This window comes from Stenotrophomonas sp. ISL-67, from assembly GCF_018612915.1.
Lineage (GTDB): Bacteria > Pseudomonadota > Gammaproteobacteria > Xanthomonadales > Xanthomonadaceae > Stenotrophomonas.
In genome coordinates this window covers 143,873-170,775 of record NZ_JAGGRL010000009.1, presented here as the reverse complement: position 1 = coordinate 170,775, position 26,903 = coordinate 143,873, and the positions used below count along the sequence as shown (strand labels likewise).

The window sequence follows — 26,903 nt, the reverse complement described above, 5'->3', positions numbered from 1 at the left end:
CCCTGCCGCCCAGCGCCCACCACCTGATCGGAGTACGACCATGGCTGACCCGATTGCGCGCAGTAAGGTGACATCGTTATCCCCCCGTTCCCCGGCCCGGCACCGCCGATGGCTGCTGGCCCTGGCGCTGGCCTCGGCCACCCTCGTCCCGAGCCTGGCCCAGGCGGCCAGCTGTACCGGCGTGGCCGAGTGGAACCCGTCCGTGATCTACCTGGCCGGCAACACCCTGCAGAAAGGTGGCGTGCTGTACCGCGCCAACCAGGACATCTGGAACGCCCCGCCCGACCACCCGGCCGGCGCGCAGTACTACACCAACCTGGGCGCGTGCGACAGCGGCGGCAGCAACCAGCCACCCAGCGTCAGCCTGACCTCGCCGGCCAACGGCGCCACGTTCAGCGCCGGCAGCAGCATCACCGTCAGCGCCAATGCCAGCGACGCCGATGGCAGCGTCAGCAAGGTCGAGTTCTTCCGTGGCGGCACGTCGCTTGGCATCGATACCAGCACGCCCTACAGCGTCACCTGGGCCAATGCCGCGGCAGGTACCCACACCTTCAAGGCGGTCGCCACCGACAACAACAACGCGGTGACCTCGTCGGCCACGGTCAGCGTGACAGTGAATGCGGCGAGCAACGACACCACCGCGCCCAGCGTGCCGGGCGGCTTGTCGTCGCCGTCTAAAACCGCCACCACGGTCAACCTGGCCTGGAGCGCGGCCAGCGACAACAGCGGCGGCAGCGGCGTGGCCGGCTACGACGTATACCGCAACGGCAACCTGGTCGGTTCGCCCAGCGCCACCCAGTTCACCGACGGCGGGCTCACCGCCAGTACCGCTTACACCTACGCGGTGCGCGCCCGCGACAACGCCGGCAATGCCTCCGCACGCAGCGCCACCATCAGCGTGACCACCAGCGCCGGCAGCGGCAATGGCGGCAACAAGCGGGTGATCGGCTACTTCACCCAGTGGGGCATCTACGGCCGCAACTACCGGGTCAGGAACATCGACACCAGCGGTTCGGCCAGCAAGCTGACCCACATCAACTACGCCTTCGGCAACGTGCGCAACAACCGCTGCGAAGTGGGCATCACCCAGCCGTCCGACTCGAACACCGGCGCCGGCGGCGACGCGTTCGCCGATTACACCAAGGCGTTCCAGACCGGTGAAAGCGTCAGCGGCAGCGCCGATACCTGGGACCAACCGTTGCGCGGCAACTGGAACCAGCTCAAGCAGCTCAAGGCCAAGCACCCGAACGTGAAGGTGTTGATCTCGCTGGGTGGCTGGACCTGGTCGCGCGGCTTCTCCAGCGCGGCGCAGCCGGCCAACCGCCAGGCCTTCGTGGCCTCGTGCATCGACGCCTACATCAAGGGCAACCTGCCGGTGACCGATGGTGCGGGTGGCGTGGGCGCGGCAGCGGGCGTGTTCGACGGTATCGACATCGACTGGGAATACCCGGTGGCCTGCGGCATCGCCTGCGGCAACCCGGCCGACAATGCCAACTTCACCGCGTTGATGGCCGAGTTCCGCCGCCAGCTCGATGCGGTGCGTCCGGGCCTGTTGCTGACCGTCGCCGTGGGTGCGGGCATCGACAAGATACGTGTGACCGACCCGGGTACGTACCACCAGTACCTGGATTACATCAACGTGATGACGTACGACTTCCACGGTGCGTTCGACCCCATCACCGGGCACCATTCGGCGCTGTTCGACTCACCGGCCGATCCGTCCACCGGTGACGTGAAGCTCTACAACAGCAATGACGCGATGGAAGCCTTCATCGCCCGTGGCGTGCCGGCCAGCAAGCTCAACCTGGGCATCGGCTTCTACGGTCGCGGCTGGACCAACGTGCCCAACGTGAACAACGGGCTGTACCAGAGCGGCACCGCCGCAGCGGGTACGTATGAGGCGGGCATTGAAGACTGGAAGGTGCTGAAGAACCTCAACCACCCGGTCTTCACCGACGCCAACGCACGCGCCACCTGGAGCTACAACGGCACCACGTTCTGGAGCTTCGACACGCCGGCACTGGTGACCGAGAAGATGGGCTACGTGAAGACCCAGGGCCTGGGCGGTGCGTTCTTCTGGGAGTTCAGCGGCGATGATGCCCAGGGCACGCTGGTGAACAGCATCAGTACCGGGTTGAAGTAAGGGGGATCGTGCCCGGGGCCCTCCCACCCCGGGCACGATATTTTCGCTCGCGTGACGCGATCAGCGGCTGGTGAGCGGAATCTGCAAGCTGCATTTTTTGCATCACGCAGAATGATGCACCCGCTGTATGCCGCTGCCTGGGAGCACCGCCGATGTATCGCACCGACGCCACCGCACCCGCCCAGAGGGCCCAGACACGGCCCGTGCCGCCGCCGGTGCCCCCGCGTCCGTCGTCCAGCACCTGGGCGCCGATCCGCAACCTGAGCGCGGTAAACAACGCGCCCGCCATGCTGTCGCCCCCGCGCCCGGCTGACGACGACCGGAGCGACAGCGACAGCGAATTCGAGAGCGGGTACACCCCTGAACAGATGGCTGCCTTCGATGCCCGCTTCGCGGAAGAAGAACTGCAGAACATCAATGCACCGCAACCGGTGGCGCTGCCGGTTGGTCAAGGACAGGGAACTTCCGACTGAAATAGACGCACATGAAGCCTCAGGCGCGCGCTTGAGCATTTTCTGAAAGCCATACAGAGCCGCCCTCCAATAATGGCGATTCTTCCTTTACGGCGCATCCCATTCCATGCGGACCCCAACCGCCCTGCTGCGCATCGGCGCCGCGCTCGGTAGCCAGAGCGCGAAACAAACGCTCAAGGATCGACGCGCCACCAAGACGGCGTTCATTACCAATATCAACAACATCAACAAGGAATGGAAAGCGGAGCGCCAGCGCCAGGGGTTCCACGACCCGCTGTACACGCAGCTGCCCAAGACGTCGCCCGATGTGGCTTCACGCATGCGCACGGCGACCGAACATCGCTCCAGCGAAGGGCTCGCGCAGACCCGGGCACGCCTGTGCATCCCCGCGTCGATAGCCAACTCACGCGACCCGGGCGCCGCGACGCCGACCGGGGCCGTACCCGGGGAAAGCCTGCTGCCCTCCAACCGTAGCTGGCTGCACCATGGTGCTGGTGGCCCGGGGGCGAGCGCAGCCCACTTCATCGCGTGCGGATCGAGTGCAGCCGCCGCCGCGCAGCCCGACCTGAACGCCGCTACCCGCAAGCTTGCCCCGGATTCGCCGACGCTGCCGTTCAAGACGAGCGAGCTGCACCCCAACGCGGTGATGCAGCTCAAGGTGGTCCACGGTCCGTTTGACCGGATGAGCCACCTCAATCTCCAGGCGGCTGCATTGATCAATGCGGAGAAGGACATCGCAAGCATGTTCGGCGAGCTGGATCCACCCGAAACGGAATCAACACGACCCGCCGCGTTGCCCCAGGGGATCAACGGCCGTCTGGTGGAATCCGGTGAAAACGCCCCGCTTAAGTTCACCATTCCCCGGCCGCAGCTTGGGCCGAAAGTCCCCGCTGCGGACCATGAACGTGAGGGCGCCAAAGCGGAGCTGCCGGTCGGATTTACCCTTCCCAGGCCCCAGCTCGGCCCCACGATTCCCCCTGTCGACTATGGAAGTGATGCCGAAAGCGTCTACAGCGGCTACGACAGTGATGGCAGCAGTGACACGGCTTCCATTGCCTCGCTCAGCGACCGCGATTCTGCCGACGAGTGGGAGGACGTCATCCCTGAGGAGATGGCTGCCGCAAAGGAAAGGTTCATGCAGGAGGATCAGGAGATAGCGCAGTTCGAGGCTCAGTTTGTGCGCTCGAACCACGTTTCACTGGAAACGACGCCGGAAGCCCCACCGGCGCCTGACGAGGGTTACGCCGCGCCCGGTCACTCGGTCGACTTGAACGTAGCCAACCTGCTTAAAGAAATCCGGGAAGAAGGGACCCGACGGCAAGGTATCACTGTCGAAGTCACGGACAGGTCCGACAGGGATTATCCCACCCTCGCAGAGTCGATTCTCCGCGACAGTTTGACCTCGCTGAAAAAGATCCATTCGTTCGAGGCGTCTTCCGACGAAGAGGATTCCGGGAAGGGCAGCGGCAATGCGTCCGATCTGGAACGCGACTGGAGTTGATGGCACAGGTGACATCGCGGGGGCCGGCCAACGGCCGGCGCTACCGCGGAACCGACACGAGTGGGTGAACCCCATTACAGCGCCCCGGATCATTCGATCCGGGGCGTTTGTGCATCAGCGCGCCTGGCGCTCCAGCGCCTTGACCAGCTGCGCCGGCGGCACATAGCCGCCCAGCTGGGTGCCATCGGCGGCGAACACCGCCGGGGTGCCGCTCACGCCCACCTGCTGGCCGAGGTTGTACTGCATGGCCACCGGGCTGGTGCAGTTCTTCGGGGCAACCGGCTGGCCCTGCTTGGCATGGGTGAGCGCCTGGCGGCGATCGGCCGCACACCAGACCGAGATCATGTCGGTGAAGTCCTGGCTACCCGGGCCCATGCGCGGGAAGGCCAGGTATTCCACGGTGATCCCGAGCTTGTTCAGTTCCGGAATGTCCTGGTGCATCTTGCGGCAGTAGCCGCATTCGATGTCGGTGAACACCGTCAGGGTGTGCTTGGGGTTGGAGGCGGCGAACACGATCCGCTCGCCACGTGGCACCTTGTCCAGCAGCGCCTTGCGGTGGGCCAGCAGGCCGGCACTGCTGGCCGGCGCGCGGTTCTGGATGTCGTAGGGCTGCGACTGCATCAGGTAGCGGCCGTCGTCGGAGACGTACAGTACCTGCCCGCCTACCAGCACCTCCCGGAAACCGGGGAACGGGGCGGCGCCGATGTAGTCCGGCTTGAACTTCGGGTCCAGCCCGGCCAGCGCGCTGCGCACGGTCTGGTCGGCATTCGCATTGCCCTTGGCGGCGGGGGCGGCAGCGTTGCTGCCCGGCTTGGCAGCCGGCGTGGCACCGGGGGAGGCCGGTTGGGCGCAGGCGGTCAGGCTGAGCGCACCGAACAGGGCCACGGTAAGAACTCGACGCATCGGTACATCCACGGGAGAGAGTGGGCGGATTCTCGCACAGACGCCCGGGTGAAGCCTGTGAGGCCGAGGGATTTCTGAAAGTCGCCGCCGCCCCGTGCGGGGATGATTCCATCCCCCGAATCGATTCCCGGCCGCATGCGCATTCCTTCCCCACTGCTCTGGTTCAAAGCACAAATTGGCAGCACGGCAGCCAAGGTGGAGTTGAGTGTCCGCTCCCCCAGCAACGGCCGCTTCGACACGGCCCTCATCGCGATCCAGAACCGGGAGGCGCGTTTGACCCAGGCCTGGCGACGGGACCAGGTGTCCGAAACGCAGCTGGTCGACCGCAGCCGCTACCTGACCGACCTGCGCCAGAAGCTTTACCAGAATCCTTCGCCCATGGCGCATAGCCAGTCCATGCAGGACATGCTGACCCGCATCTGCAACCCCTCGCAGGCGGCCGGACCACGCAGCTTCTCGGGATCCTTGGAATCGCTGGCGTCACGCACGTCGGTAAGCTCCCGGACCTCGGTGGCGTCCAGCGAACAGTTCCAGGGCCGCGCCCTGGCAGCGCTGGCCGATGCAGTGTGGAGCGGCCAGTTGAACTCGCTCAAGGAGCTGCGCACGGAAGTGCTGGCAACTGCCGATCTGATCGCCGACGCCGATCCCACCCGGCGGCAGTCCGAGGTGGTTGCCGAGGTCTTCGACGGGCTGCAGGCGCGTGCGCCTGTCGGTTCGGGCCTGGCAGGTCCGGAGTGGAGCGTGGTGCGCTACCTGCGGCGGGAAATGCTGACCAACAGCGACGGTCCCGGCGGGCGTGTCGCGACCGACCGGCTGGTCGTGGACGCGGACAACGCCGACCGCTTCGCGTCGTGGCTTGCACAACCGTTGCCCGCCGGCCCAGCCCCGCCGAAGCCGCCGCGGCTGGGCCAGCCCCGCGCGATAAGCCTGGCGCGCGATTGGCGACCGGGTGAATCCAGCGCATGAGGGGTCGACCCTACCCGCGCGGGTGGTGTTTGGCGTGCAGCTTCTGCAGGTGTTCGCGCGCCACCAGCGTGTAGATCTGGGTGGTGGACAGCGAACTGTGGCCGAGCAGCATCTGCAGCGCGCGCAGGTCGGCGCCGCGGTTGAGCAGGTGGGTGGCGAAACTGTGGCGCAGGCCGTGCGGACTGATCCGTACCGGATCGATCCCGGCCAGTACCGCGTACTTCTTCACCAGCGCCCAGAACTGCTGGCGGCTCAGCGGGTGCAGTGACGGGGCCAGGAACAGCGGCACCGCGCCGTCGCGCGACGCAGGCACCGCGCGCGTACCGGCCAGCTGCGGCCGTGCTTCGCGCAGGTACCGTTCCAGCCAGTGCTGGGATTCTTCCCCCAGCGGCACCAGCCGCTCCTTGCTGCCCTTGCCGGTGACCCGCAGCACGCCCTGGCGCAGGTTCACCGCGTTGGCCGGCAGTTCCACCAGTTCGCTCACGCGCAGCCCGGCGGCGTACATCAGCTCCAGCATGGCGCGGTCGCGCAGGCCCAGCGGCTGGGCCACGTCCGGGGCGGCCAGCAGCGCATCGATCTGGCTTTCGGCCAGCGCCTTGGGCAGCAGACGCGGCAACCGCGGCGGATCCAGCAGCGCGCTGGGGTCTTCGCTGCGCTGTCCGCGGCGCAGCGCATCGGCGAAGAACGCGCGCAGCGCCGACAGCAGCCGTGCGTTGCTGCGCGGCGACCAACCGTGGCGGGCGCGCCAGGCCAGGTAGTCAAACAGTCCGGCCCGGTCGATTCCGGCCAGCCCTTCCCCGGCCCCGTCGCGCCAGCGCGCCAGTCCTTCCAGGTCGCGCCGGTAGCTGTCCAGGCTGGCCCGGGCCAGGCCCTGCTCGGCCCAGATGGCATCGAGGAAGCGCTGGATCAGCGCGTTGTCGGCATCACGCAACTCGGGCAGGTGCTGCACCAGCTGGCGGCGTGCGGCGGGGGTGGTGGCGTCAGGCATGCGCACAGGATACAGGCGGGCCGGCGGCGACCATCCAAACCGGAAGCGGGCGAAGGTATGCTCGGCGCATGAGCACACCCACCGCCGTGGCAACCGACACCGCCCGCCCTGCATCGCTGCTGTTGTGGCGGCTGCTGGCACTGCTCTACGACTTCTTCCCGGCGCTGGCGCTGTGGATGCTGGTCGGCGCGCTGTTTACCGCAGGCTATGCGTTCGGCCACGCCAAGCGCGACAACATCCCTCCGTTCAGTGCGCTGCAGTGGGTGCTGTGGGTGTGCTGCTGGGGGGTCACCGGTGTGTACGCCGTCGAAAGCTGGCGGCGCGGCGGCCAGACGTTGGGCATGCGCCCGTGGCGGTTGCAGGTGGTGGGTGCCGATGGCACCTCGCCCACGAGACGCCAGCTGTGGCTGCGTTACGCGGTGGGCACGCTGTCCCTGTTGCTGGGTGGCCTGGGGCTGTGGTGGGCGCTGCTGGACCGCCAACGCCTCACCTGGCACGACCGCGCAAGCGGCACCCGGATGGCGAGGTTGCCGAAGCGATAGGAACGCGGCGGACACCGCCTGGGCCGGCCAACGGCCGGCGCTACCGTCGGGTTGACCCGTTACCGGGTCAACCCGATTTACGTCGGAACAACATCCCCGACACCACCAGCATCACGATTGGTGGCAGCGCGTAGGCGATGCGGTAATCGAACTTCAACGCACCGGCCATGCGCCCGAAGAACAGCTGCAGCAGCCAGAAGCCCAGCGCGAACAGGATGCCCAGGAACAGGCGCTTGCCCATGCCGCCGCTGCGCAGCGAACCGAACGCGAAGGGCACAGCGGCCAGGCACAGCGCCAGTACGTTGAGCGGGTAGAACCAGCGGCTCCAGTAGATGTCTTCGTAAGCGCGCGCGTCCAGCCCATTGCGCTTGCGGTACTCGATGCTGGTGCGCAGGTCGCGCGCGGCCAGATTGCGCGGCTTGGAGAACCCGGCCGCCAGGGCGCCCGCATCCAGCTGCGACTCCCACTTCTCGGTCTCGGCCGTGGTACGCGTAGCCGAACGTTCGCCAAAGGTGTCCCGGCGCACCTTGTTGAGTGTCCATCCGTCCGCGCCATGCTCGACCGTGGCCGCGTGGGTCAACGAGGCGACCCTTCCGTCGGCCGCGATCCGGTACAGACGCACGTCGTTCAACACCAGCCGCGTGCCACCGCCGGGCAGCAGCTGCTCGTCGCCGCTCATCGCACTGAGGAAGGTGTCGCCTTCGCGCACCCAGACGCCGGAATAACGCGACGATGCCACGCTCTGGCCCGACTTCGCGCTGGTCTTGATGTTGTCCGCGCGCTCCTGCGCCCACGGCGCCAGGGTCTCACCGCTCAGCACCATCACCGCCGTCATCAATGACAGCGCGATCGCCACCGAGGCGCTGAGCCGCTTGCGCGACAGCCCCAGCGCACGCAGCGCCGTCAGCTCCGAGGTGGCGGCGAGCTGGCCCAGCCCCATCAGCGCGCCGATCACGGCGGCGGTCGGGAAGAACGTATAGGCACGGCGGGGCACGGTATAGAGCACCCAGGCCGCCGCATGGCCGAGCGTGTAGCCGCCCTTGCCCACGTCATTGAACTCGCCGGAGAACGCCATCACCACGTCCAGGCCCACCAGCACGGCCCAGGTCAACAGCACGGTGCCGAACACCGCACGGCCCAGGTACAGGTCAAACCGCATCGGAAGCAGCTTCATGCGGTCCTCCGCGGGCGCGACAGCTTGCCGTCACGCAGGTACATCCATATCGCCAGTGCCAGCAGCGGCAGGCTCAGCCACCACAGGCCCACGGTCCCGGACAGTGTGCCGTCGGCAATCCAGCGGGTACCGATGAACATCAGGTTCATGCCGACCATGTAGGCGAGGAAGGCCAGCATCATGCGCCCATAGCGCTGCTGGCGCGGCGAACTGCGGGCCAGCGGCAGGGTCATCAGCGCGAACGCCAGGGCGATCAACGGCGGGGTGATGCGCGAATGCAGCTGCGCCTGCGCCTCCGGCCGCTCGTCGCCGAACAGCTGGGTGGTCGGCAGCAGCTCGGGGTCGTCATTGTCGCGGGTGTCCGCACCGTCGGGCAGGGCCACATCGTTGCGGGCGAAGGTCATCAGGCGATAGTCAAGCGCACCGTTGGCCGGCCCCTCGATCTGGTGGCCGTCTTCCAGCTGCAGGTAACGCTGGCGGTCGCCTTCGAAGAACATCTTGCCGCGCGCGGCCGAGACCACTTCGATCCGCTCGCCGCGGCTGCGTTGCAGGAAGACCCGGCCCAGGCCGGTGCCATCGGCGGTCACCGAGGACAGGTAGACCACGCCGCCGTTGGGCAGCATGGTGAACTTGCCCGATTCCAGCCCGGCCATGACCAGGCTGCGGTTGGCCTCGGCGATCAGCCGTTCACTGGTGCGGTCGGCCCAGGGGCCCAGCCACAGCGAGCACATCGCCACCAGCCCCACCACCGGCAGCACCAGCATCAGCACCGGCCGCAGCAGCCGCTTGGGGCCCACACCAATCGCGGTCAGCACCGCCATTTCCGAGTCCCGGTACAGCCGGGCCGTGGCCAGCAGCAGGCCCAGCATCAGTGCCAGCGGCAGGATCAGCGGCATGTAGACGATGAACTGCAGGCCCAGCTGGGAGAACAGCAGGCGGGCAGGCAGGCGGCCATCGGCAATGTTGCCGAGGATGTCCACCAGCACGCCGCCCACGCTCACCACCAGCAATACGATCAGGGTGGCCAGAAAACTCTGGACGAAATCACGCAGGAGATAGCGATCGAGCTTCGACATGGGGCGGTGGTTTAAACTCTCGGATTCGTTCGCGTGGTTGCCCAGTCTACTGACGGGACGTAAACAGCTCGCGATTGTACGTATTTGCCAACGGAATCTGATCAATGGCCCTGGAATTCACCCTGAACCACGCTGCCCCGGCCTCTGCCGAGGTCGACTGCGTCATCATCGGCGCCTACGCCGACCAGACCCTGAGCCCGGCGGCACAGGCCCTGGACGCCGCTTCGGGCGGCCGTTTGACCGCCCTGGTCGCCCGCGGCGATGTCAGCGGCAAGACCGGCGCCACCACCCTGCTGCATGACGTGCCCGGCGTGAACGCCCCGCGCGTGCTGGTGGTCGGGCTGGGCGAGCCGGCCAAGTTCGGCGTGCCGCAGTACCTCAAGGCGGTAGGCGATGCCAGCCGGGCGCTGAAGAGCGGGGTCATCCGCCACGCGCTGTTCACCCTGGCCGAGATCGAGGTCAAGGGCCGCGACGGCGCCTGGAACATCCGCCAGGCGGTGATCGCCGCCGACCACGCCAGCTACCGCTACACCGCCACCCTGGGCACGAAGAAGCCCGAGGCCGCGGGCCTGGCCACCCTGGCCATCGCCGGCACCGACGCACAGGCCCTGCTCCAGGGCCAGGCCATCGCCGCCGGCGTGCAGCACGCGCGCGAGCTGGGCAACCTGCCGCCGAACCTGTGCACCCCGGCCTACCTGGCCGACTCCTCGGTGGCCTTCGCCCAGGCCCATGCCGGTGCCGAAGCGGAGATCCTGGACGAGGCGCAGATGGAAGCGCTCGGCATGGGCTCGCTGCTGGCCGTGGCCCGTGGCTCGGCCAACCGCCCGCGCCTGGTGGTGCTGAAGTGGAACAACGGCGGCGACGCCAAGCCGTACGTGCTGGTCGGCAAGGGCATCACCTTCGATACCGGCGGCGTGAACCTGAAGACCCAGGGCGGCATCGAAGAGATGAAGTACGACATGTGCGGTGGCGCCAACGTCATCGGCACCTTCGTCGCGGCGGTCACCGCCAAGCTGCCGCTGAACCTGGTGGTGGTGGTCCCGGCGGTGGAAAACGCCATCGACGGCAATGCCTACCGCCCGTCCGACGTGATCACCTCGATGTCGGGCAAGACCATCGAAGTGGGCAACACCGACGCCGAAGGCCGCCTGATCCTGTGCGACGCGCTGACCTACGCGCAGCGTTTCGAACCGACCGCGCTGGTCGACGTGGCGACCCTGACCGGGGCCTGCCTGGTCGCGCTGGGCCACCAGACCGCCGGCCTGATGACCAAGCACGACGACCTGGCCAACGAACTGCTGGCCGCCGGCGAGCACGTGTTCGACCGCGCCTGGCGCCTGCCGCTGTGGGACGAGTACCAGCCGATGCTGGATTCCAGCTTCGCCGACGTCTACAACATCGGCGGCCGCTGGGCCGGTGCGATCACCGCGGGCTGCTTCCTGTCGCGCTTCACCGAAGGCCAGCGCTGGGCGCACCTGGACATCGCCGGCGTGGCCAGCGACGAAGGCAAGCGCGGCATGGCCACCGGCCGCCCGGTCGGCCTGCTGACCCAGTGGCTGCTGGACCAGGTCGGCCGCGCCCATGTCCCGAGCTGATTTCTACCTGATCGCCAAGCCCCGCTTCCTGACCGAGCCGCTGCGCCTGGTCTGTGAGCTGGCCCGCAAGGCCAACGACGCCGGGTTGTTCACCCTGGTGCTGGCGCGCGACCAGGCCCAGGCCGAGGAACTGGACGAGCTGTTGTGGTCGTTCGACGACGATGCCTACATTCCGCACCAGATCGCCGGTGAAGATGCGGACGAGGAAGAGGCGCTGGTGCTGATCGCCGTGCCGGGCACCGATGCGCCATCGCGCCCGCTGGTGATCAACCTGCGCGACGACCCCTATCTGGGCGCCTGCGACCGCGTGCTGGAAGTGGTGCCGGCCGACCCGGAAGCCCGCGAACCGCTGCGCGAGCGCTGGCGCCAGTACAAGGCGCTGGATTTCGACCTGAACAAGTACGACATGTAAGCCCGTGCCGGCGCCCTTGATCGGGCTCGCCGGCGCCCTGATCCTTTACTGATTGCCTCCTGGTTGCCCCCGCATGACCCAACTTGCCTCCAGCTACGACCCCAAGACCTTCGAAACGGAGTTGTACGACTCCTGGGAGAAGGCCGGGCACTTCAAGCCGTCCGGCAAGGGCGAGCCGTACACCATCCTGCTGCCGCCGCCGAACGTGACCGGCACGCTGCACATGGGCCATGCCTTCCAGCAGACCCTGATGGATGCGCTGGTGCGCTACCACCGCATGCGCGGCTACGACACGTTGTGGCAGGTGGGTACCGACCACGCCGGCATCGCGACCGAAATGGTGGTATCGCGCAACCTGGCGCTGGCCGGCAACGGCGAAAGCCGCGATTCGCTGGGCCGCGACGGTTTCATCGAGAAGGTGTGGGAGTGGAAGGCGCAGTCGGGCGACATCATCGAACGCCAGATGCGCCGCATGGGTACCTCGGCCGACTGGTCGCGCAGCACCTTCACCATGGACCCGCAGCCGTCCGAAGCGGTGGTCGAGGCGTTCCTGCGCTGGCATGAGCAGGGCCTGATCTACCGTGGCCAGCGCCTGGTCAACTGGGACCCGGTGCTGAAGACCGCCATTTCCGACCTGGAAGTGGAAAGCGTGGAAGAAGAAGGCTTCCTGTGGTCGATCGCCTATGCGCTGGAAGATGGCGCCAGTTATGAGCATGTCGAGCACGACGTCGACGGCAACGAGACCCTGCGCGAGACGCGCCCGTACCTGGTCGTGGCCACCACCCGCCCGGAAACCCTGCTGGGCGATACGGCCGTGATGGTGCACCCGGAAGACGAGCGCTACGCGCACCTGATCGGCCGCAGTGTGACCCTGCCGCTGACCGGGCGCAGCGTGCCGGTGATCGCCGATGAGTACGTCGACCGCGCGTTCGGCACCGGCGTGGTCAAGGTCACCCCGGCGCACGATTTCAACGATTACCAGGTGGGCCTGCGCCACGACCTGCCGATGATCAACCTGTTCACCCCGGTGGCGGCGATCAACGACAACGCCCCGGAAAAATACCGTGGGCTGGACCGTTATGAAGCGCGCAAGGTGGTGCTGGCCGAGCTGGAAGAACTGGGCATCCTGGTCGAAACCAAGGCGCACACGCTGCAGGTGCCGCGCGGCGACCGAACCGGCCAGGTGATCGAGCCGTACCTGACCGACCAGTGGTTCGTGAAGATGGACGTGCTGGCCAAGCGCGGCCTGGAGCTGGTCGAGAACGGCTCGATCCAGTTCGTCCCAGCCAACTGGATCAATACCTACCGCCACTGGATGGAAAACATCCAGGACTGGTGCATCAGCCGCCAGCTGTGGTGGGGCCACCGCATTCCGGCCTGGTTCGACGCCGCCGGCACCTGCTACGTCGGTCGCGACGAGGCCGATGTCCGTGCGCGGAACAACCTGGGCGCGGACATTGCCCTGCGCCAGGACAGCGACGTGCTGGAAACCTGGTTCTCCTCGCAGTTGTGGCCGTTCTCCACACTGGGCTGGCCGAACGAACAGGCCATGGCCGAGCGCGGGTTCGAGCGTTACCTGCCGTCGGCGGTGCTGGTCACCGGCTTCGACATCATCTTCTTCTGGGTGGCCCGCATGATCATGGCCACCGACAGCTTCACCGGGAAGATTCCGTTCAAGGACGTGTACATGACCGGCCTGATCCGCGATGCGCAGGGCCAGAAGATGTCCAAGTCCAAGGGCAACGTGCTCGACCCGCTGGACATCATCGACGGCATTTCCATCGACGACCTGGTCGCCAAGCGCACCACCGGGCTGATGAAGCCCAAGGACGCGCCGAAGATCGAAAAGGCCACCCGCAAGGACTTCCCCGAGGGCATCATCGCCCACGGTGCCGACGCGCTGCGCTTCACCATCGCCGCACTGGCCACCCACGGCCGCGACATCAAGTTCGACATGAGCCGCGCCGAGGGCTACAAGAACTTCTGCAACAAGCTGTGGAACGCCAGCCGCTTCACCCTGATGAACACCGAAGGTAGCGTGTTCACCGGCGCGCCGCAGCCGCGTACCGATGCCGAACGCTGGATCCTGGCGCAGCTGGCGGCGGTGTCGGCCGAGGCGCAGACGCACTACGCCAACTACCGCTTCGACCTGCTGGCGCAGTGCCTGTACGAATTCGCCTGGAACGCGTTCTGCGACTGGTTCCTGGAGCTGACCAAGCCGGCGCTCAACGGCGACAACGCCGACGACGCCACCAGCACCCGCCACACCCTGCTGTACGTGCTGGAAGCGCTGCTGCGCCTGCTGCACCCGCTCACCCCGTTCGTGACCGAACAGCTGTGGCGCCAGGTCGCGCCGCGCCTGGGCCTGGAAGTGGACACCATTTCGCTGCGGCCCTACCCGACCGCCGACGAATTCGCCGGTGATTACACGCGCGCCGAAGCGGATGTGGAATGGCTGAAGTCGATGGTCAGCGCGCTGCGCCGCGTGCGCAGCGAACTGAACGTGCCGCCGGCCAGGCAGATCGCCCTGCTGCTGCAGGGTGGCAATGAAGAAGATCGCAACCGGGTGGCCGGCTTCACCTCGTCGCTGTCGTTCCTGCTCAAGCTGGAGCGCATCGAGTGGCTGGCGGCAGATGCGGAAACCCCGCCGGCCGCCACCGCGATCGTGGGCGACCTGAAGCTGCTGGTGCCGCTGGAAGGCCTGGTCGACCTGGGTGCCGAACGCGCGCGCCTGGACAAGGAGATCGCACGCGTCGAATCGGAGAAGGAGAAGAGCGCGGTCAAACTCTCAAAATTCACCGACAAGGTGCCGGCCGCGGTGATCGAGCAGGAGCGCGTGCGCCTGGTCGAATGGACCGCGCAGCTGGAAGGGTTGGTCGCGCAGCGCGCGAAGCTGTAACGGGGTTGAGCGTGGCGACCAGCGGTCGCCACCTACCGGGCGGGGCTGCTCGCCGGTAGAGTCGGTTCCCAAACGACTGCCGATCGCGGTGATCGGCCCTTTGACGCATGGACGTTGATCGGAATAACCGCCGTTGCCGTTCGAGGTCATGCCCCAATGCATCAACAACAGTCATCGGCGGTGGTGCTCCTCCGCATCCTGCGGCCGCACCACTCGTGCATCCATGCACATCGTCGATCGGGATGCGACCCTACCGGCGGGATGTCATTTGCCGGAGTGGTATCGGCATGACGCCGTCGCCTTCGCGCACTGGGTCATTACAGCGGCGGCATCGTCTGGATGTCTTCGTCAACCAATTCCATCGCCATCACCAGCGCGTCCTCGCGCCCATCACGGGCCGGGTAATAGCGCGGGCGGCGGCCGATCTCGTTGAAGCCTTCACTGTGGTACAACGCCACCGCCGGCGTGTTGGACGGGCGCACTTCCAGGAACACCCGCTGCGCCCCGTGCTCACGCGCCAACTTCACCAGCGCGCGAAACAGCAGCCGGCCCAGGCCCCGGGTCTGACACGCTGGATCCACGCAGACATTGAGCACATGCGCCTCATCGGCGGCGATGCTCAATACGCCATAGCCAACCAGCACACCATCATCTTCCAGCGCCAGCGCCGGGTAACCCGCACGCAGGCAATCGACGAAGATGCCGCGCGTCCACGGGAACGGATACCCGCGCAGTTCGATCTCCATCACCGCATCCAGGTCGCTTTCGCGCAGCGCGCGCAGCGACATCGGGCGCGGCGAGCTGACCGCGCTCACCCGCGGCCCCGCTTGCGCAGTGCCCTCAACTGCGGCCACAACGCACGCTTGGCGGCGGCATTGCCGCGCAGTTCGTCCAGTTTCCAGGCGGCCATCAAGGCCTGTGTCTCAGGATCGTTCGGGTTGCAGCCGGACGCGCGCAGCAGGGCGATCTGCAGCGGCGGCGGCATGCGGACCGCCGGGCGGCGGGAGCCGGCACGGGTGGGCGCAGGCGCGGCAGTATCTTCGGCCGTGGGGGCGTTGCGGCGCGACGGCGCGGACGGTCGTAGAGTCGGGCTCTGCCCGGCTTCCCGTAGCGCCGGGCTATGCCCGGCCAAGCCCCCATCCAGCCGGTCAGCGTCGGCACCCGGCCGGGCAGAGCCCGGCGCTACGGGTATCGCGCCCAGTTCGACCACCGCCTGCGGCGCCGCTTCCACGCTGCCATCCACGAACACCGTGTACCCCATCGCCTGCAGCCAGGACTGCTGCGCCGGGGTCCACAGTGGCGGGGCGGCCGGGGTGCTCACGCGCCGGGCTCGGCCGTCTTGCGGGTGCGCTGCCACAGCCAGCTGACCGGCCCGGACAGCGCATAGATCACGCCGACCGCAAACAGCACGCGCGGCAGGTCGATGACCATGATCGCAATGGCGATCGGCACCAGCGCCAACGCCAGGAACGGCACCCGATCGGCACGCGGGCCTTTCTCACCGCTGCCCTTGAAGCTCCAGAAGCGGATCCGGCTGACCATCAGCAGCGCCGCCACCAGGGTCACGCCCAGTGCCGCGTAGCGCAGTTCGTTGCCGTCCCAGCCCAGCGCGCCATCGGCGAACGCCCACACAAAGGACATCATCAGTCCGGCCGCAGCCGGGCTGGCCAGGCCGATGAACCAACGCTTGTCGACCACGCTGACCTGGGTATTGAAGCGGGCCAGGCGCAGCGCGGCGCACGCGGCATACAGGAACGCCACTGCCCAGCCGACCCGGCCAAGGAGGGGGTCGTCGAACTTCAGCCACGACAGCGACCAGTGGTACATCACCAGCGCCGGGGCCATGCCGAAGCTGACCAGGTCGGCCAGCGAGTCGTACTGCACGCCGAATTCGCTGCTGGTGCCGGTCAGGCGCGCCACCCGGCCATCCAGCCCGTCCATGACCCCAGCCACGAACACGGCAATGGCGGCATTGACGAAATCGCCGTTGGCCGCCGCGATGATCGCGTAGAACCCGGCAAACAGGCCCGCGGTGGTGAACAGGTTGGGCAGCAGGTAGATGCTGCGTGAGCGGGGCGGGGGTTTCATCTGGTCCATACCGGCCAGTTTAGTGGCTGCGGCGCGGTTTTGGGGGGAGGCTTGCCAGCGCGGGGCGGGAATGCTGCAATCGAGCTTCTGTCCCCGCTGCCTGGAGTTGCCATGCGTGCCCTGCCCCTCGTGTGCTGCCTGCTGCTGCTCGCCAGCGCATCGGCCAGTGCCGGAACCGTCTACAAGTGGAAGGACGCCAACGGCGTGACCCAGTATTCGGAAAAGCCCCCTACCGGCCAGCAGGCCGAACAGCGCCAGATCCAGAACCGCGATCCCGCCGGCGGCAGCGCGGTTGCCAAGGCCGCGCCGGTCGAATCGGCCGACTGCACCACCGCCCGCAACAACCTGGCCCTGCTCAACGGCAAGGGCGCAGTGCTGCAGGACACCGATGGCGATGGCAAGCCCGATTCCCCGCTGGATGACGCCCAGCGCCAGAGCCAGAAAGGCCTGGCTGAAGCCGGCATCACGGCGTATTGCACGCCCAAGGCCTGAAGGTCACACGACCAACGGTCGTGTGCTACCCGCCTACATTCTGCCAGCCGGGGCTGGCAGAATGTAGGCTTTCCGCCGTTCAGCGAAGCCGACGATGCGCCTCTCCCAGTTCCACCTGCATACCACCAAGGAAACCCCCAGCGACGCCGAGCTCACCAGCCACCGGCTGATGCTGCGCGCGGGCATGATCCGCAAGCTGGCCTCGGGTCTGTACACCTGGTCGCCGCTGGGCCTGCGCGTGCTGCGCAAGGTCGAGCGCATCGTGCGCGAGGAAATGGAGCGCGCCGGCGCGGTGGAATTCCAGGTGCCGACCATCCAGCCCAAGGAACTGTGGGAAGCCACCGGGCGCTGGGAAAAGTTCGGCCCGCAGCTGCTGAAGATCAAGGACCGCAAGGAGCAGGTGTTCTGCTACAGCCCCACCGCTGAAGAGGCCGCCGCCGATTTCGCGCGCCAGGAGCTGTCCAGCTACAAGCAGCTGCCGGTGAACTTCTTCCAGATCCAGACCAAGTTCCGCGACGAGATCCGCCCGCGCTTCGGCGTGATGCGCGCGCGCGAGTTCCTGATGAAGGATGCGTATTCCTTCCACCTGGACGATGCGTGCCTGGTGCGTGAGTACGAAAACATGAAGGCTGCCTACGCCCGCGTGTTCACCCGCCTGGGCCTGGACTTCCGCATGGTGCAGGCCGATTCCGGCGCCATCGGCGGTGATGCCTCGCAGGAATTCCACGTCATCGCCGAATCCGGCGAAGATGCGCTGGTGTTCTCCACCGGCTCGGATTACGCGGCCAACATGGAAGCGGCCGTCGCCGCCGCCCCGGGCCCGCGCCCGGCCGCCAGCGAAGCGCTGCGCAAGGTCGACACCCCCACCCAGAAGACCTGCGAGGCGGTGGCCGCCCTGCTCGGCCTGGGCCTGGAGCGCACCGTCAAGTCGATCGCGATCATGAGCGAAGCCGGCTTCGTGCTGGCGCTGGTGCGTGGCGACCATGACGTCAACGAGATCAAGCTGGGCAAGGTGGATGGCCTGCAGGGTTACCGCATGGCCGGCGAAGCGGAAATCGCCGCGCACCTGGGCAGCGAACCGGGCTTCCTTGGCCCGCTCAACCCGGACAGGCCGATCCGCATCGTGGCCGATCGCGATGTGGCCGCGATGGCTGATTTCGTCATCGGCGCCAACGAGGTCGGTTTCCATTTGGCCGGCGTCAACTGGGGCCGCGACCTGCCCGAACCCGAAGTGGCTGATATCCGCAACGCCAAGGAAGGCGATCGCGCCGCCGATGGTGGCGAGCTGCGCGTCGCACGGGGTATCGAAGTGGGCCACGTGTTCCAGCTGGGTCGCCAGTACGCGCAGGCATTGAATGCCACCGTCCTGGACGAGAACGGCAAGGCCGCGGTGATGGCGATGGGCTGCTACGGCATCGGCATTTCGCGCATCGTGGCTGCGGCAATCGAACAGAACCACGACGATGCCGGCATCCTCTGGCCCGACGCGATGGCGCCGTGGCAGGTGGTGGTGTGCGTGATCAATCCCAAGCAGGACGAGGGCGTGGCGCTTGCCGCCGCCGAACTGCTGGCCCAGCTGCAGGCGGCCGGCCTGGATGCCGCGCTGGACGACCGTGGGCTGCGCCCGGGTTCGATGTTCGCCGACATGGAACTGATCGGCGTGCCGCACCGGGTGGTGGTCTCCGAACGTGGCCTGGCCGCCGGAACCTTCGAATACCGCGCGCGCAGCGCCGGCGAGGCCGAAAGCCTTGACCGCGAAGCGCTGCTGGCCAGGCTGACGAAGTAATGACGGTGCCGGGTGAAACAACCCGGCATTTTATGGTCCCGTTTCCATTGATTATTCCTTTCAGCTGTGCATTGGCGAAATGAGAATGTATGCTGTTGGGAATGCCTTTTTAGATTCCGGAGCAGTTGATGAGTATTGACCTGAGTGGTTTGTCCGCCAAAGAGCTGGGCGCCCTGATCAAGAACGCCAAGAAGCAGCAGACCATCGTCGCCAAGCGCCCGGCCATCACCAAGGTCCGCGCGCAGCTGACCAAGCTGGCCAAGGCGAGCGGATACACCCTGGAAGAAGTGGCGGGCGTTGCGGCCCCCACCCGCAGCCGCGCCACCAAGGCGGCACCAGCCAAGGCCGCGCGCAAGCTCGGCAAGGTGGCTCCGAAGTACCGCAACCCGGCCAACCCCAAGGAAACCTGGACCGGCCGCGGCAAGCAGCCGCGCTGGCTGGCCGCCTACACCACCAAGGGCAAGAAGCTGGAAGATTTCCTGATCAAGAAATAAGCGGGCGCTGTTGCGCACCGAATGAAACGCCGGCCCGGATGGCCGGCGTTTTTTTTGGAACGGTAGCGCCGACCGTTGGTCGGCCCAGGCGGTGTTGGATGCGCGCGTCATGCACGACGCATCGATATCGATTATTTCAATGCGTTACCGGGTGTTGATAGGGGTTTGCCGAACGTCGCGTCAACTCACAGATTCTTCCGCGCGGGCACCAGCAGGTTGCCAAACAGCAACCCCGCCACCAGCGCCATTACCACGTTCAGCACGGTCATCAGCACGATCTGGCCGGCGCTCACGTCCTGCTGCTGCACCAGGGTGAGCACGCCGCGCAGGCTGGTGCTGCCGGGCACCAGCATGATGATGCCGGGCAGGCGGATGATCGCCCCCGGGCGCTGCACGAGGCGGCCGAACAGGTTGCCCGCCGCGGTCATCACCATGGCTGACATGAAGATGCCTGCCGGCAATCCCCACGCCTGGCCGGCGAACTTGGAAATTGCATAGCCGGCCACGGACGCCGCCACCACCCACGGGTAATCCCGGCGGCTGGCCTTGAACAGCATCGCGAACGCGAACGCGGCCACCAGCAGCGCGCTCCATTCCACCCAGTCGGCCTGCGGGCGCGATGCGCGCACCAGCGGATCCAGGCCAAGGATGCCCGACAGCGTCACCGCGATCACCGCGCCGACCGTCAGTTTGAGGATGGTGGTGATGGCACCGGCGAAACGTGCCGTGCCCGACACCCAGTGCTGGCTGGCCAGCTCGTTGACCGCGTTGGTCAGCGACATGCCGGGCAGCATCACCACCAGCGAGGCGATGATTACCGTATTGAGGTTGAGCGCGCCCACGAACGAAGCGACCAGCGCCGCCACCGTGCCGGCCAGCAACGCGGCCAACGCTTCGCTGGCTTCGCGGCTGGCCGGGCGCCGGTCGGTGACCAGGGTCATCAGCCCGATCAGCAGCCCGATCACCCCGGCCGTGGCGATGTCCAGCCACGGCAGTTTCCACAGCCCGGCCACGCCGGCCGCGCCCAGGCTGTAGGACAGGATCATGCGGACCTTGCCGCGCCGGCCCGGGTCCTTGTCCAGTTGCCGCAGTGCGGTATGGCCCTGCGCGATGCTCATCGTGCCGTTGGCGACCGCTTCGGTGATCTGGTCGGCGATGCTGAGTTTGTGCAGGTCGTTTTCGCCCGGCGCCAGCCGGATCACGCGCGTGATGTCCGACGAACCGATGGCCTTGGTCGGGTCGCTGAAGCTCAGGATCAGCCCGGTCGGGTTCGACCATGGCTCGCAGTCCAGGTCCAGCCGCTGCGACAGCGCGACCACCGCCGCCTCCAGCCGCTGGGCCGTGGTGCCGTAACTGTGCAGCCGTCCGGCGATCTCGGACACGAAGGCCACCCGCTGTGCGTAGGTGGCTGGAGGGGTGGCAATGGCGGGTGCGTCGGCAGACATGCGTCGTAGTATTACCCGAAGCCCGCCCGGGCTGAACAACGAAGTCGTGGCGCGCACACACTTGGCCTCCACGCAGACAGGTTATGCTGCGTGGAGGACGCCCCATGACGCCAGACCAAGCCCCCAAACTCGAACAGGATCCACAGGACCCCGGAATCATCCGGTTGTCCGGCCAATGGACCTTGCGCACCGCGCTGGACGCGGCCGAAGCGCTGCGTGCGGCACCGGAACACGTCACCGGCATCGATGCCAGCGGCATCACCCAGCTCGATTCGGCCGGCGTGCTGCAGGTGCTGCGGGTGGCCCATCGCGCCGACCTGGCCGAGGATGCGCTGACCTTCCGCGACGACCACCGCGCACTGGTGTGCACCATTGAAGAGGTGGCCGACGACCGCCCCAAGGCCAAGCGCGACTTCGGCGTGCTGGCCGCGTTGGAGCGCCTGGGCGTCAGCGTGCACGCCACCGGCCACAACATCGTGGCGCTGGCCAGCTTCCTGGGCGAGAACCTGGTCAAGGGCGGCCGCCTGCTGCGCGAGCCACGCCGTTTCCGACTGACCGCGACCGTGCACCACATGGAGCAGGTCGGGCTGGATGCGGTGCCGCTGGTGGCGCTGCTGTCCTACCTGGTCGGTGCGGTGATCGCCTTCCTGGGTTCGACGATCCTGCGCGACTTCGGCGCCGAGATCTACGTGGTGGAACTGGTCAGCATCGCCTTCCTGCGCGAATTCGCCGTGCTGCTCACCGCGATCGTGCTGGCCGGCCGCACCGCCAGCGCGTTCACCGCGCAGATCGGCTCGATGAAAGCGCGCGAGGAAATCGATGCCATCCAGACCCTGGGCCTGGACCCGGTTGATCTGCTGGTGCTGCCACGCCTGATCGCCCTGCTCATCACCCTGCCGCTGCTGACCTTCGTGGCGATGATCGCCGGCCTGGCCGGTGGCGTCACCGTAGGTGCGTTCGACCTGGATATTCCGCCGCAGATGTACCTGGCGCGCCTGCACGACACCATTGAAGTGCGGCACATGCTGGTGGGCCTGTCCAAGGCGCCGATCTTTGCCGCCGTGATCGGCCTGATCGGCTGCCTGGAAGGGCTGAAGGTGGAAGGCACCGCGCAGTCGGTGGGCGAGCGCACCACCTCCAGCGTGGTGCAGACCATCTCGCTGGTGATCATCATCGACGCGTTCGCCGCGTTGTGGTTCATGCACATGGATTGGTGATGACGACCGCAACCGCCCCTGCCGAGGACACCCGCACCGCCCTGGCCGACGAGGCCGGGCTGGCGATCCGCGTGCGCGGGCTGGCCAACCGCTTCGGCAGCCAGACCGTGCACGACGACCTGGACCTGGACGTACGCCGCGGCGAGATCCTCGGCGTGGTCGGCGGCTCGGGTACCGGCAAGTCGGTATTGATGCGCAGCATCCTTGGCCTGCGCACACCCGATGCCGGCCAGATCGAGGTGCTGGGCGTGGATGCACGCTCGGAAAACCGCGCCGACCGCCTGCACATCGAACGCAATACCGGCGTGCTGTTCCAGGACGGTGCGCTGTTCTCCTCGATGACCGTCGGCGAGAACGTGCAGGTACCGCTGAAGGAACACCACGGCGAACTGCCCGAGCGCTGGCATTACGAACTGGCCCTGCTCAAGGTGAAGCTGGCTGGCCTGCCGGCCGATGCGATCAACAAGCTGCCCTCGCAGCTGTCCGGCGGCATGCGCAAGCGCGCCGGCCTGGCCCGCGCGTTGGCGCTGGATCCGCCGCTGCTGTTCCTGGACGAGCCCACCGCCGGCCTGGATCCAATTGGCGCGGCCGCCTTCGACCGCCTGATCAAGACACTGCAGGAAGCGCTGGGCCTGACCGTCATGCTGATCACCCATGACCTGGACACGCTGTATGCGATCTGCGACCGGGTGGCGGTACTGGCCGACCACAAGGTGATCGCCAATGCCCCGCTGCACGAGATCGAACAACTGGAGCACCCGTGGATCCAGGAGTATTTCCACGGACCGCGTGCGCGTGCCGCACGCGCCGCCAAGCAGAAGAGCGAGTAAGCCATGGAAACCAAAGCCAATTACGTATTGATCGGCGCCTTCACCCTGATCGTGGGGCTGGCCATGCTGGCCTTCGGGCTGTGGGCGGCCAAGTACTCCTCCGACCGCACCTGGACCGAATACCGCGTGGTGTTCCGCGAGGCCGTCACCGGCCTGTCGGTGGGCAGCCCGGTGCAGTACAACGGCATCGCGGTCGGCTCGATCACCGAACTCAACCTGGTGCCGGACGACCCGCGCCAGGTGGTCGCGCGGATCCGCCTGAACTCCAACACCCCCGTCAAGACCGATACGCGCGCCAAGCTGGCCATCACCAGCCTGACCGGCCCATCGATCATCCAGCTCAGCGGTGGCACCCCGCAGGCGCAGGCGCTGACGGCAGTGAACAAGGACCCGGCACCGATCATCCCGACCACGCCCTCGGCGCTGCAGAACATCACCGACGTGGCCAACCGGATTGTTGAACGCATGGACCAGGTGCTCAGCGACCGCAACGTGGCCAGCATCAACGCCACCCTGGCCAACCTGGAAACCATCAGCACCGGTCTGGCCGACCGCGACCAGGGCACCCAGGCGCTGCTGCTCAGCGCACGCGACGCCGCGCGCAGCCTGGACGTGACCCTCAAGACCACCAACGGCACCATCCAGCGCCTGGACACCAACCTGGTGCAGCAGTTGCCGCCGATCCTGGACAAGCTGGAAACCACCCTGACCAAGTTGGATTCGGCTGCCGGCAGTGCCGATTCGATCCTGGGTGAGAACCGCGCGGCCATCAACAGCTTCGCCAACGATGGCCTGGCCCAGCTCGGCCCGACCCTGACCGAGCTGCGCGGACTGATCCGCGACCTGCGCCGGGTCAGCGACCGCCTGGACAACAACCCGGCCCGCTATCTGCTCGGCCGCGACGCGCCGAAGGAGTTCGAACCCAAATGAGCCGCTTCCCTCTCCTGCCCGCTTCCCTGCCCCGCCTGCTGCTGCCGGCCGGCCTGATGGTCGCGCTCGGCGCGTGTTCGCTGCTGGGCAGCAATGAACGCAGCGCGGTCACCATCTATTCGCCGGTGGTACGCATCCAGCCGGATCCGTCGTGGCCGAAGGTCGACTGGCAGCTGGTGCTGGTCAAGCCGACCGCCGCCCGCGTGGTCGACAGCCCGCGCATCAACGTGCGCCCCACCCCCGGCGAGCTGCAGGTGTACAAGGGCGTGAGCTGGGCGCAGCCGGCCACCGACATGGTCGACGATGCGCTGGTGCGCGCCTTCGAGGATTCCGGCCGCATTGCCGGCGTGGCCCGCGCCACCACCGGCATCCGCGCCGACTACAAGCTGGCACTTGATCTGCGCCGTTTTGAATCCGATTACCGCGGCCAGCCCACGCCCACCGCCTTCATCGAGATCAACGCCAAGTTGATCCACGTGATCGACCAGCGCGTGGTGGCCGACCGTACGTTCCGCCAGGAACAGCCGGTGGGCAGCGCTGCCACCGGCGATGTGGCCCAAGCATTCGAGAAGGGCCTGCAGGCGGTGACCACCGAGCTGGTGGGCTGGACGTTGACTACCGGGCAGGCGGACCGCCAGGCGGCCCCCGGCCGGTAACGGCGATCCATCCGTAGAGCCACGCCGCGCCCCCTCACCGGCGGGCGCCATTTCGACGAGCGCGTCGCCACGCGCCCGGATCTCGCCGCAACGGAATGGGACACGCTTATGTGGGCGTGGCTGAACGGGTCCGACACCGCGCAGCCACGCCCACAAAAGCCTGTCGCATCGCGATGCGGGTGGCTTCTGGCGCGTGGCGACGCGTTCGCCACAATGGCGCCCATAGGTCATTGGGCGCGGCGTGGCTCTACGCCCGGTCCCCTATCCAGCGGAAGGTCAGGTTGATGCGTTCGGCGAGCGGCCGGGCGCTCTTGGGCAGCGCGTGCTGGTAGAAGGACTGTGTGCGCCCGCCCATCAGCAGCAGGTCGCCGTGGCCCAGCGTCACTTCGGCCTTGCGCGCATGGTCGTCGCGACGGCGCAGCAGGAAGCGGCGCGCGGCGCCCAGGCTGAGTGAGGCGATCATCGGGGTTGGTCCCAGTTCGGGTTCGTTGTCGCTGTGCCAGCCCATGCCGTCGTCGTTGTCGCGGTAGCAGTTGAGCAGCACGCTGTTGAACGGCTGGCCGCAGAACCTGCCCAGTGCGTCGCGCAGCGGGACCAAGGCCGGGTGCCAGGCATGCGGCACGAAGTCGGTGCCGGAATAACGGTAGCGCGCGGCGGGGTCGCCCATCCAGCAGCTCAGGCGGGGTGAATCGACCGAACGGCCGAACATGCGGATCTTGTGGACTTCCCACGGCACGTCCTGGCGCAGCGAGCGCTGCAGCGTGTCCGCATCGGCGACGGCAAGCCAGTTGCGGTGCCAGTGCACCTGGGCGTCGGGAAGATGGAGGTCCATGGCGGAACGCTAGCATGGCGGTGAATCACCCGCATGCGCCCGTCGGGCGCCTTCCCCGCCCATGTTCATGCCATCACCGGATGCGGACGGTGCAATGGCGGTCGATTGGGATGCGACCCTACCGCGCGGTGAATCACCCGCATGCGCCCGTCGGGTGCCTTCCCCGCCGATGTTCATGCCATCACCGGATGCGGACGGTGCAACGGCGGTCGATTGGGATGCGACCCTACCGGCGTAGTCGGTCGGCATGCGCGGGGAATGCAACATTGGCGGCGTGGCGGCAGCCCTGTCGCTATGCCGGGCGCGCCTGACCCGCCTACAATCTCCCTTCCCCCCCAGCATGATCAGCGGCATGCCCGGTTCCTGCGCTCGCCGACTGGACCACGCCGCCTACAGGCAGAGAACCCTCAATGAGAAGTCACGACAGCAGCAAGCGCATCCTGGTCACCGGTGGTGCGGGGTTCCTCGGCTCGCACCTGATCGAGCGCCTGCTCGAGCAGGGCCACGAAGTGGTCTGCGCGGACAACCTGTTCACCGGCACCAAACGCAACATCGCGCACCTGCTGGGAAACCCGCACTTCGAGTTCCTGCGCCATGACGTGACCTTCCCGTTGTACATCGAGGTGGACGAGATCTGGAACCTGGCCTGCCCGGCCTCGCCGGTGCACTACAGCCACGACCCGGTGCAGACCACCAAGACCTCGGTGCATGGGGCCATCAACCTGCTGGGACTGGCCAAGAGGCTCAACTGCCGCATCTTCCAGGCCTCCACCAGCGAGGTTTACGGCGACCCGAGCGTGCACCCGCAGCGCGAGGAATACTGGGGCAACGTGAACCCGATTGGCCCGCGCTCCTGCTACGACGAGGGCAAGCGCTGCGCGGAAACGCTGTTCTTCGATTACCACCGCCAGCACGGGCTGGACATCAAGGTGGCGCGCATTTTCAACACGTATGGCCCGCGCATGCACCCCAACGATGGGCGCGTGGTGTCCAATTTCATCGTGCAGGCGCTGCGTGGCGAAGACATCACCATTTATGGCGAGGGCCAGCAGACGCGGTCGTTCTGCTATGTGGACGATCTGATCGAGGGGTTCATCCGGCTGATGGCCACCGACAAGGATTTCACCGGGCCGTGCAACCTCGGCAACCCGGCCGAGATGACCATCCGCGAGTTGGCTGAGACGGTGATTGCCTTGACCAATTCAAGCGCGAAGCTGGTATTCAAGCCGCTGCCGCAGGATGACCCGATGCAGCGCCAGCCGGATATCTCATTGGCCAAGAGCAGGCTGGGCGGGTGGGAGCCGCAGGTGAAGCTGGAAGAGGGATTGGTGCGGACGATTGCGTATTTTGATGGGTTGTTGAGCGGCTGAGAGCGCGCTCCGTTTTGGGTCATGCGTTCCCGGGCGATGCACCGATACGTGCAGTCGTTTGGGAACCGACACTACCGTGTCTGCCGTTGCG

The 26,903-nt window shown here is 67.1% G+C and carries 24 protein-coding genes and 1 pseudogene; 16 read left to right on the top strand and 9 right to left on the bottom strand.

The window, feature by feature from the left end:
* Positions 1-40: 40 nt before the first annotated feature.
* The 3 genes from J7J08_RS13500 (at position 41) to J7J08_RS11080 (ending at position 4,117) form a co-directional block, all read left to right on the top strand.
* The gene (locus tag J7J08_RS13500) at positions 41-2,143 is read left to right on the top strand and encodes a glycosyl hydrolase family 18 protein (protein WP_214905239.1); all 2,103 of its coding nucleotides are present in this window, start codon (positions 41-43) and stop codon (positions 2,141-2,143) included.
* A gap of 152 nt (positions 2,144-2,295) precedes the next feature.
* Positions 2,296-2,616 (top strand): hypothetical protein, encoded by a 321-nt coding sequence (locus J7J08_RS11085; protein WP_214905235.1) that lies wholly within the window; start codon positions 2,296-2,298, stop codon positions 2,614-2,616.
* Positions 2,617-2,722: 106 nt separating this feature from the next.
* Positions 2,723-4,117, top strand: a complete 1,395-nt coding sequence (locus J7J08_RS11080; RefSeq protein ID WP_214905232.1) for a hypothetical protein — start codon at positions 2,723-2,725, stop codon at positions 4,115-4,117.
* 114 nt (positions 4,118-4,231) lie between these two features.
* Here the strand turns inward: J7J08_RS11080 and J7J08_RS11075 are convergent, their stop codons facing one another.
* Positions 4,232-5,020, bottom strand: a complete 789-nt coding sequence (locus J7J08_RS11075) for a thioredoxin fold domain-containing protein (RefSeq protein ID WP_214905229.1) — start codon at positions 5,018-5,020, stop codon at positions 4,232-4,234.
* Positions 5,021-5,155: 135 nt separating this feature from the next.
* Here J7J08_RS11075 and J7J08_RS11070 point away from each other — a divergent pair, with 135 nt between their 5' ends.
* Positions 5,156-5,986: a hypothetical protein gene (locus tag J7J08_RS11070; RefSeq protein WP_214905226.1), complete on the top strand. Its 831-nt coding sequence runs from the start codon at positions 5,156-5,158 to the stop codon at positions 5,984-5,986.
* Between the two features lie 10 nt (positions 5,987-5,996).
* Here J7J08_RS11070 and xerD read toward each other — a convergent pair whose 3' ends face one another.
* Positions 5,997-6,974 carry a site-specific tyrosine recombinase XerD gene (gene xerD / locus J7J08_RS11065; RefSeq protein ID WP_214905223.1) on the bottom strand — a complete coding sequence of 326 codons (978 nt, stop codon included), beginning with the start codon at positions 6,972-6,974 and terminating at the stop codon, positions 5,997-5,999.
* A 68-nt stretch (positions 6,975-7,042) separates the two neighbouring features.
* Here xerD and J7J08_RS11060 point away from each other — a divergent pair, with 68 nt between their 5' ends.
* Positions 7,043-7,516: an RDD family protein gene (locus J7J08_RS11060; RefSeq protein WP_214905220.1), complete on the top strand. Its 474-nt coding sequence runs from the start codon at positions 7,043-7,045 to the stop codon at positions 7,514-7,516.
* A 67-nt stretch (positions 7,517-7,583) separates the two neighbouring features.
* Here J7J08_RS11060 and lptG read toward each other — a convergent pair whose 3' ends face one another.
* Together lptG and lptF are read right to left on the bottom strand one after the other, a co-directional pair.
* Positions 7,584-8,690: an LPS export ABC transporter permease LptG gene (gene lptG / locus J7J08_RS11055; RefSeq protein ID WP_214905217.1), complete on the bottom strand. Its 1,107-nt coding sequence runs from the start codon at positions 8,688-8,690 to the stop codon at positions 7,584-7,586.
* Complete coding sequence (lptF, locus tag J7J08_RS11050; protein ID WP_214905214.1) at positions 8,687-9,766, bottom strand: LPS export ABC transporter permease LptF; 1,080 nt, start codon at positions 9,764-9,766, stop codon at positions 8,687-8,689. Before lptF ends, lptG begins: the two co-directional genes overlap by 4 nt.
* 104 nt (positions 9,767-9,870) lie before the next feature.
* On the opposite strand from lptF, the gene J7J08_RS11045 reads away from it, so the two are divergent.
* The 3 genes from J7J08_RS11045 (at position 9,871) to J7J08_RS11035 (ending at position 14,672) form a co-directional block, all read left to right on the top strand.
* A complete protein-coding gene (locus tag J7J08_RS11045) occupies positions 9,871-11,361 on the top strand; it encodes a leucyl aminopeptidase (protein WP_214905211.1) in 1,491 nt (496 codons plus the stop codon).
* Complete coding sequence (locus tag J7J08_RS11040; RefSeq protein WP_214905208.1) at positions 11,348-11,773, top strand: DNA polymerase III subunit chi; 426 nt, start codon at positions 11,348-11,350, stop codon at positions 11,771-11,773. The genes J7J08_RS11045 and J7J08_RS11040 overlap by 14 nt, the downstream gene beginning before the upstream one ends.
* A 73-nt stretch (positions 11,774-11,846) precedes the next feature.
* On the top strand, positions 11,847-14,672 hold the full coding sequence (locus J7J08_RS11035) for a valine--tRNA ligase (RefSeq protein WP_214905206.1): 2,826 nt from the start codon (positions 11,847-11,849) through the stop codon (positions 14,670-14,672).
* A 317-nt stretch (positions 14,673-14,989) separates the two neighbouring features.
* Here the strand turns inward: J7J08_RS11035 and rimI are convergent, their stop codons facing one another.
* Genes rimI through pssA form a run of 3 tightly spaced genes read right to left on the bottom strand, consistent with a single transcriptional unit; the run spans position 14,990 to position 16,769 of the window.
* Positions 14,990-15,487 carry a ribosomal protein S18-alanine N-acetyltransferase gene (rimI, locus tag J7J08_RS11030; RefSeq protein ID WP_214905203.1) on the bottom strand — a complete coding sequence of 166 codons (498 nt, stop codon included), beginning with the start codon at positions 15,485-15,487 and terminating at the stop codon, positions 14,990-14,992.
* Positions 15,484-15,993 (bottom strand): hypothetical protein, encoded by a 510-nt coding sequence (locus tag J7J08_RS11025; RefSeq protein ID WP_343237726.1) that lies wholly within the window; start codon positions 15,991-15,993, stop codon positions 15,484-15,486. Before J7J08_RS11025 ends, rimI begins: the two co-directional genes overlap by 4 nt.
* Positions 15,990-16,769, bottom strand: coding sequence for a CDP-diacylglycerol--serine O-phosphatidyltransferase (gene pssA / locus J7J08_RS11020; RefSeq protein WP_214905200.1), 780 nt, complete (start codon positions 16,767-16,769; stop codon positions 15,990-15,992). The genes J7J08_RS11025 and pssA overlap by 4 nt, the downstream gene beginning before the upstream one ends.
* Before the next feature lie 102 nt (positions 16,770-16,871).
* Here pssA and J7J08_RS11015 point away from each other — a divergent pair, with 102 nt between their 5' ends.
* The 3 genes and pseudogenes from J7J08_RS11015 to J7J08_RS11005 all read left to right on the top strand — a co-directional run.
* On the top strand, positions 16,872-17,252 hold the full coding sequence (locus J7J08_RS11015) for a DUF4124 domain-containing protein (protein WP_214905197.1): 381 nt from the start codon (positions 16,872-16,874) through the stop codon (positions 17,250-17,252).
* 94 nt (positions 17,253-17,346) lie between these two features.
* Positions 17,347-19,038, top strand: coding sequence for a proline--tRNA ligase (locus J7J08_RS11010; RefSeq protein WP_214905194.1), 1,692 nt, complete (start codon positions 17,347-17,349; stop codon positions 19,036-19,038).
* Between the two features lie 128 nt (positions 19,039-19,166).
* Positions 19,167-19,529: pseudogene (locus tag J7J08_RS11005) on the top strand (H-NS histone family protein); the annotation flags it as partial.
* Positions 19,530-19,717: 188 nt separating this feature from the next.
* On the opposite strand, the gene J7J08_RS11000 reads toward J7J08_RS11005, so the two are convergent.
* Positions 19,718-20,977, bottom strand: coding sequence for a threonine/serine exporter family protein (locus J7J08_RS11000; RefSeq protein WP_214905187.1), 1,260 nt, complete (start codon positions 20,975-20,977; stop codon positions 19,718-19,720).
* Between the two features lie 104 nt (positions 20,978-21,081).
* Between J7J08_RS11000 and J7J08_RS10995 the strand changes: the two genes are divergently transcribed.
* From J7J08_RS10995 to J7J08_RS10980, 4 genes are read left to right on the top strand one after another with little or no spacing between them, the layout of a single operon-like run.
* The gene (locus tag J7J08_RS10995) at positions 21,082-22,194 is read left to right on the top strand and encodes an MlaE family lipid ABC transporter permease subunit (RefSeq protein WP_214905185.1); all 1,113 of its coding nucleotides are present in this window, start codon (positions 21,082-21,084) and stop codon (positions 22,192-22,194) included.
* Complete coding sequence (locus tag J7J08_RS10990) at positions 22,194-23,024, top strand: ABC transporter ATP-binding protein (RefSeq protein WP_214905183.1); 831 nt, start codon at positions 22,194-22,196, stop codon at positions 23,022-23,024. Before J7J08_RS10995 ends, J7J08_RS10990 begins: the two co-directional genes overlap by 1 nt.
* 3 nt (positions 23,025-23,027) lie before the next feature.
* On the top strand, positions 23,028-23,954 hold the full coding sequence (locus J7J08_RS10985; RefSeq protein ID WP_214905181.1) for an MlaD family protein: 927 nt from the start codon (positions 23,028-23,030) through the stop codon (positions 23,952-23,954).
* Positions 23,951-24,610 (top strand): ABC-type transport auxiliary lipoprotein family protein, encoded by a 660-nt coding sequence (locus tag J7J08_RS10980; RefSeq protein WP_214905180.1) that lies wholly within the window; start codon positions 23,951-23,953, stop codon positions 24,608-24,610. Before J7J08_RS10985 ends, J7J08_RS10980 begins: the two co-directional genes overlap by 4 nt.
* A 247-nt stretch (positions 24,611-24,857) precedes the next feature.
* Here J7J08_RS10980 and J7J08_RS10975 read toward each other — a convergent pair whose 3' ends face one another.
* Positions 24,858-25,442: an alpha-ketoglutarate-dependent dioxygenase AlkB gene (locus tag J7J08_RS10975; protein WP_214905177.1), complete on the bottom strand. Its 585-nt coding sequence runs from the start codon at positions 25,440-25,442 to the stop codon at positions 24,858-24,860.
* Between the two features lie 410 nt (positions 25,443-25,852).
* On the opposite strand from J7J08_RS10975, the gene J7J08_RS10970 reads away from it, so the two are divergent.
* Positions 25,853-26,812, top strand: a complete 960-nt coding sequence (locus J7J08_RS10970) for a UDP-glucuronic acid decarboxylase family protein (protein ID WP_214905174.1) — start codon at positions 25,853-25,855, stop codon at positions 26,810-26,812.
* The last annotated feature ends 91 nt before the right edge of the window (positions 26,813-26,903 follow it).

Coding starts and splice junctions, on each gene's coding strand:
- J7J08_RS13500 (WP_214905239.1), top strand. CDS start 41: ATGGCTGACCCGATTGCGCGCAGTAAGGTGACATCGTTATCCCCCCGT.
- J7J08_RS11085 (WP_214905235.1), top strand. CDS start 2,296: ATGTATCGCACCGACGCCACCGCACCCGCCCAGAGGGCCCAGACACGG.
- J7J08_RS11080 (WP_214905232.1), top strand. CDS start 2,723: ATGCGGACCCCAACCGCCCTGCTGCGCATCGGCGCCGCGCTCGGTAGC.
- J7J08_RS11075 (WP_214905229.1), bottom strand. CDS start 5,020: ATGCGTCGAGTTCTTACCGTGGCCCTGTTCGGTGCGCTCAGCCTGACC.
- J7J08_RS11070 (WP_214905226.1), top strand. CDS start 5,156: ATGCGCATTCCTTCCCCACTGCTCTGGTTCAAAGCACAAATTGGCAGC.
- xerD (WP_214905223.1), bottom strand. CDS start 6,974: ATGCCTGACGCCACCACCCCCGCCGCACGCCGCCAGCTGGTGCAGCAC.
- J7J08_RS11060 (WP_214905220.1), top strand. CDS start 7,043: ATGAGCACACCCACCGCCGTGGCAACCGACACCGCCCGCCCTGCATCG.
- lptG (WP_214905217.1), bottom strand. CDS start 8,690: ATGAAGCTGCTTCCGATGCGGTTTGACCTGTACCTGGGCCGTGCGGTG.
- lptF (WP_214905214.1), bottom strand. CDS start 9,766: ATGTCGAAGCTCGATCGCTATCTCCTGCGTGATTTCGTCCAGAGTTTT.
- J7J08_RS11045 (WP_214905211.1), top strand. CDS start 9,871: ATGGCCCTGGAATTCACCCTGAACCACGCTGCCCCGGCCTCTGCCGAG.
- J7J08_RS11040 (WP_214905208.1), top strand. CDS start 11,348: ATGTCCCGAGCTGATTTCTACCTGATCGCCAAGCCCCGCTTCCTGACC.
- J7J08_RS11035 (WP_214905206.1), top strand. CDS start 11,847: ATGACCCAACTTGCCTCCAGCTACGACCCCAAGACCTTCGAAACGGAG.
- pssA (WP_214905200.1), bottom strand. CDS start 16,769: ATGGACCAGATGAAACCCCCGCCCCGCTCACGCAGCATCTACCTGCTG.
- J7J08_RS11015 (WP_214905197.1), top strand. CDS start 16,872: ATGCGTGCCCTGCCCCTCGTGTGCTGCCTGCTGCTGCTCGCCAGCGCA.
- J7J08_RS11010 (WP_214905194.1), top strand. CDS start 17,347: ATGCGCCTCTCCCAGTTCCACCTGCATACCACCAAGGAAACCCCCAGC.
- J7J08_RS11000 (WP_214905187.1), bottom strand. CDS start 20,977: ATGTCTGCCGACGCACCCGCCATTGCCACCCCTCCAGCCACCTACGCA.
- J7J08_RS10995 (WP_214905185.1), top strand. CDS start 21,082: ATGACGCCAGACCAAGCCCCCAAACTCGAACAGGATCCACAGGACCCC.
- J7J08_RS10990 (WP_214905183.1), top strand. CDS start 22,194: ATGACGACCGCAACCGCCCCTGCCGAGGACACCCGCACCGCCCTGGCC.
- J7J08_RS10985 (WP_214905181.1), top strand. CDS start 23,028: ATGGAAACCAAAGCCAATTACGTATTGATCGGCGCCTTCACCCTGATC.
- J7J08_RS10980 (WP_214905180.1), top strand. CDS start 23,951: ATGAGCCGCTTCCCTCTCCTGCCCGCTTCCCTGCCCCGCCTGCTGCTG.
- J7J08_RS10975 (WP_214905177.1), bottom strand. CDS start 25,442: ATGGACCTCCATCTTCCCGACGCCCAGGTGCACTGGCACCGCAACTGG.
- J7J08_RS10970 (WP_214905174.1), top strand. CDS start 25,853: ATGAGAAGTCACGACAGCAGCAAGCGCATCCTGGTCACCGGTGGTGCG.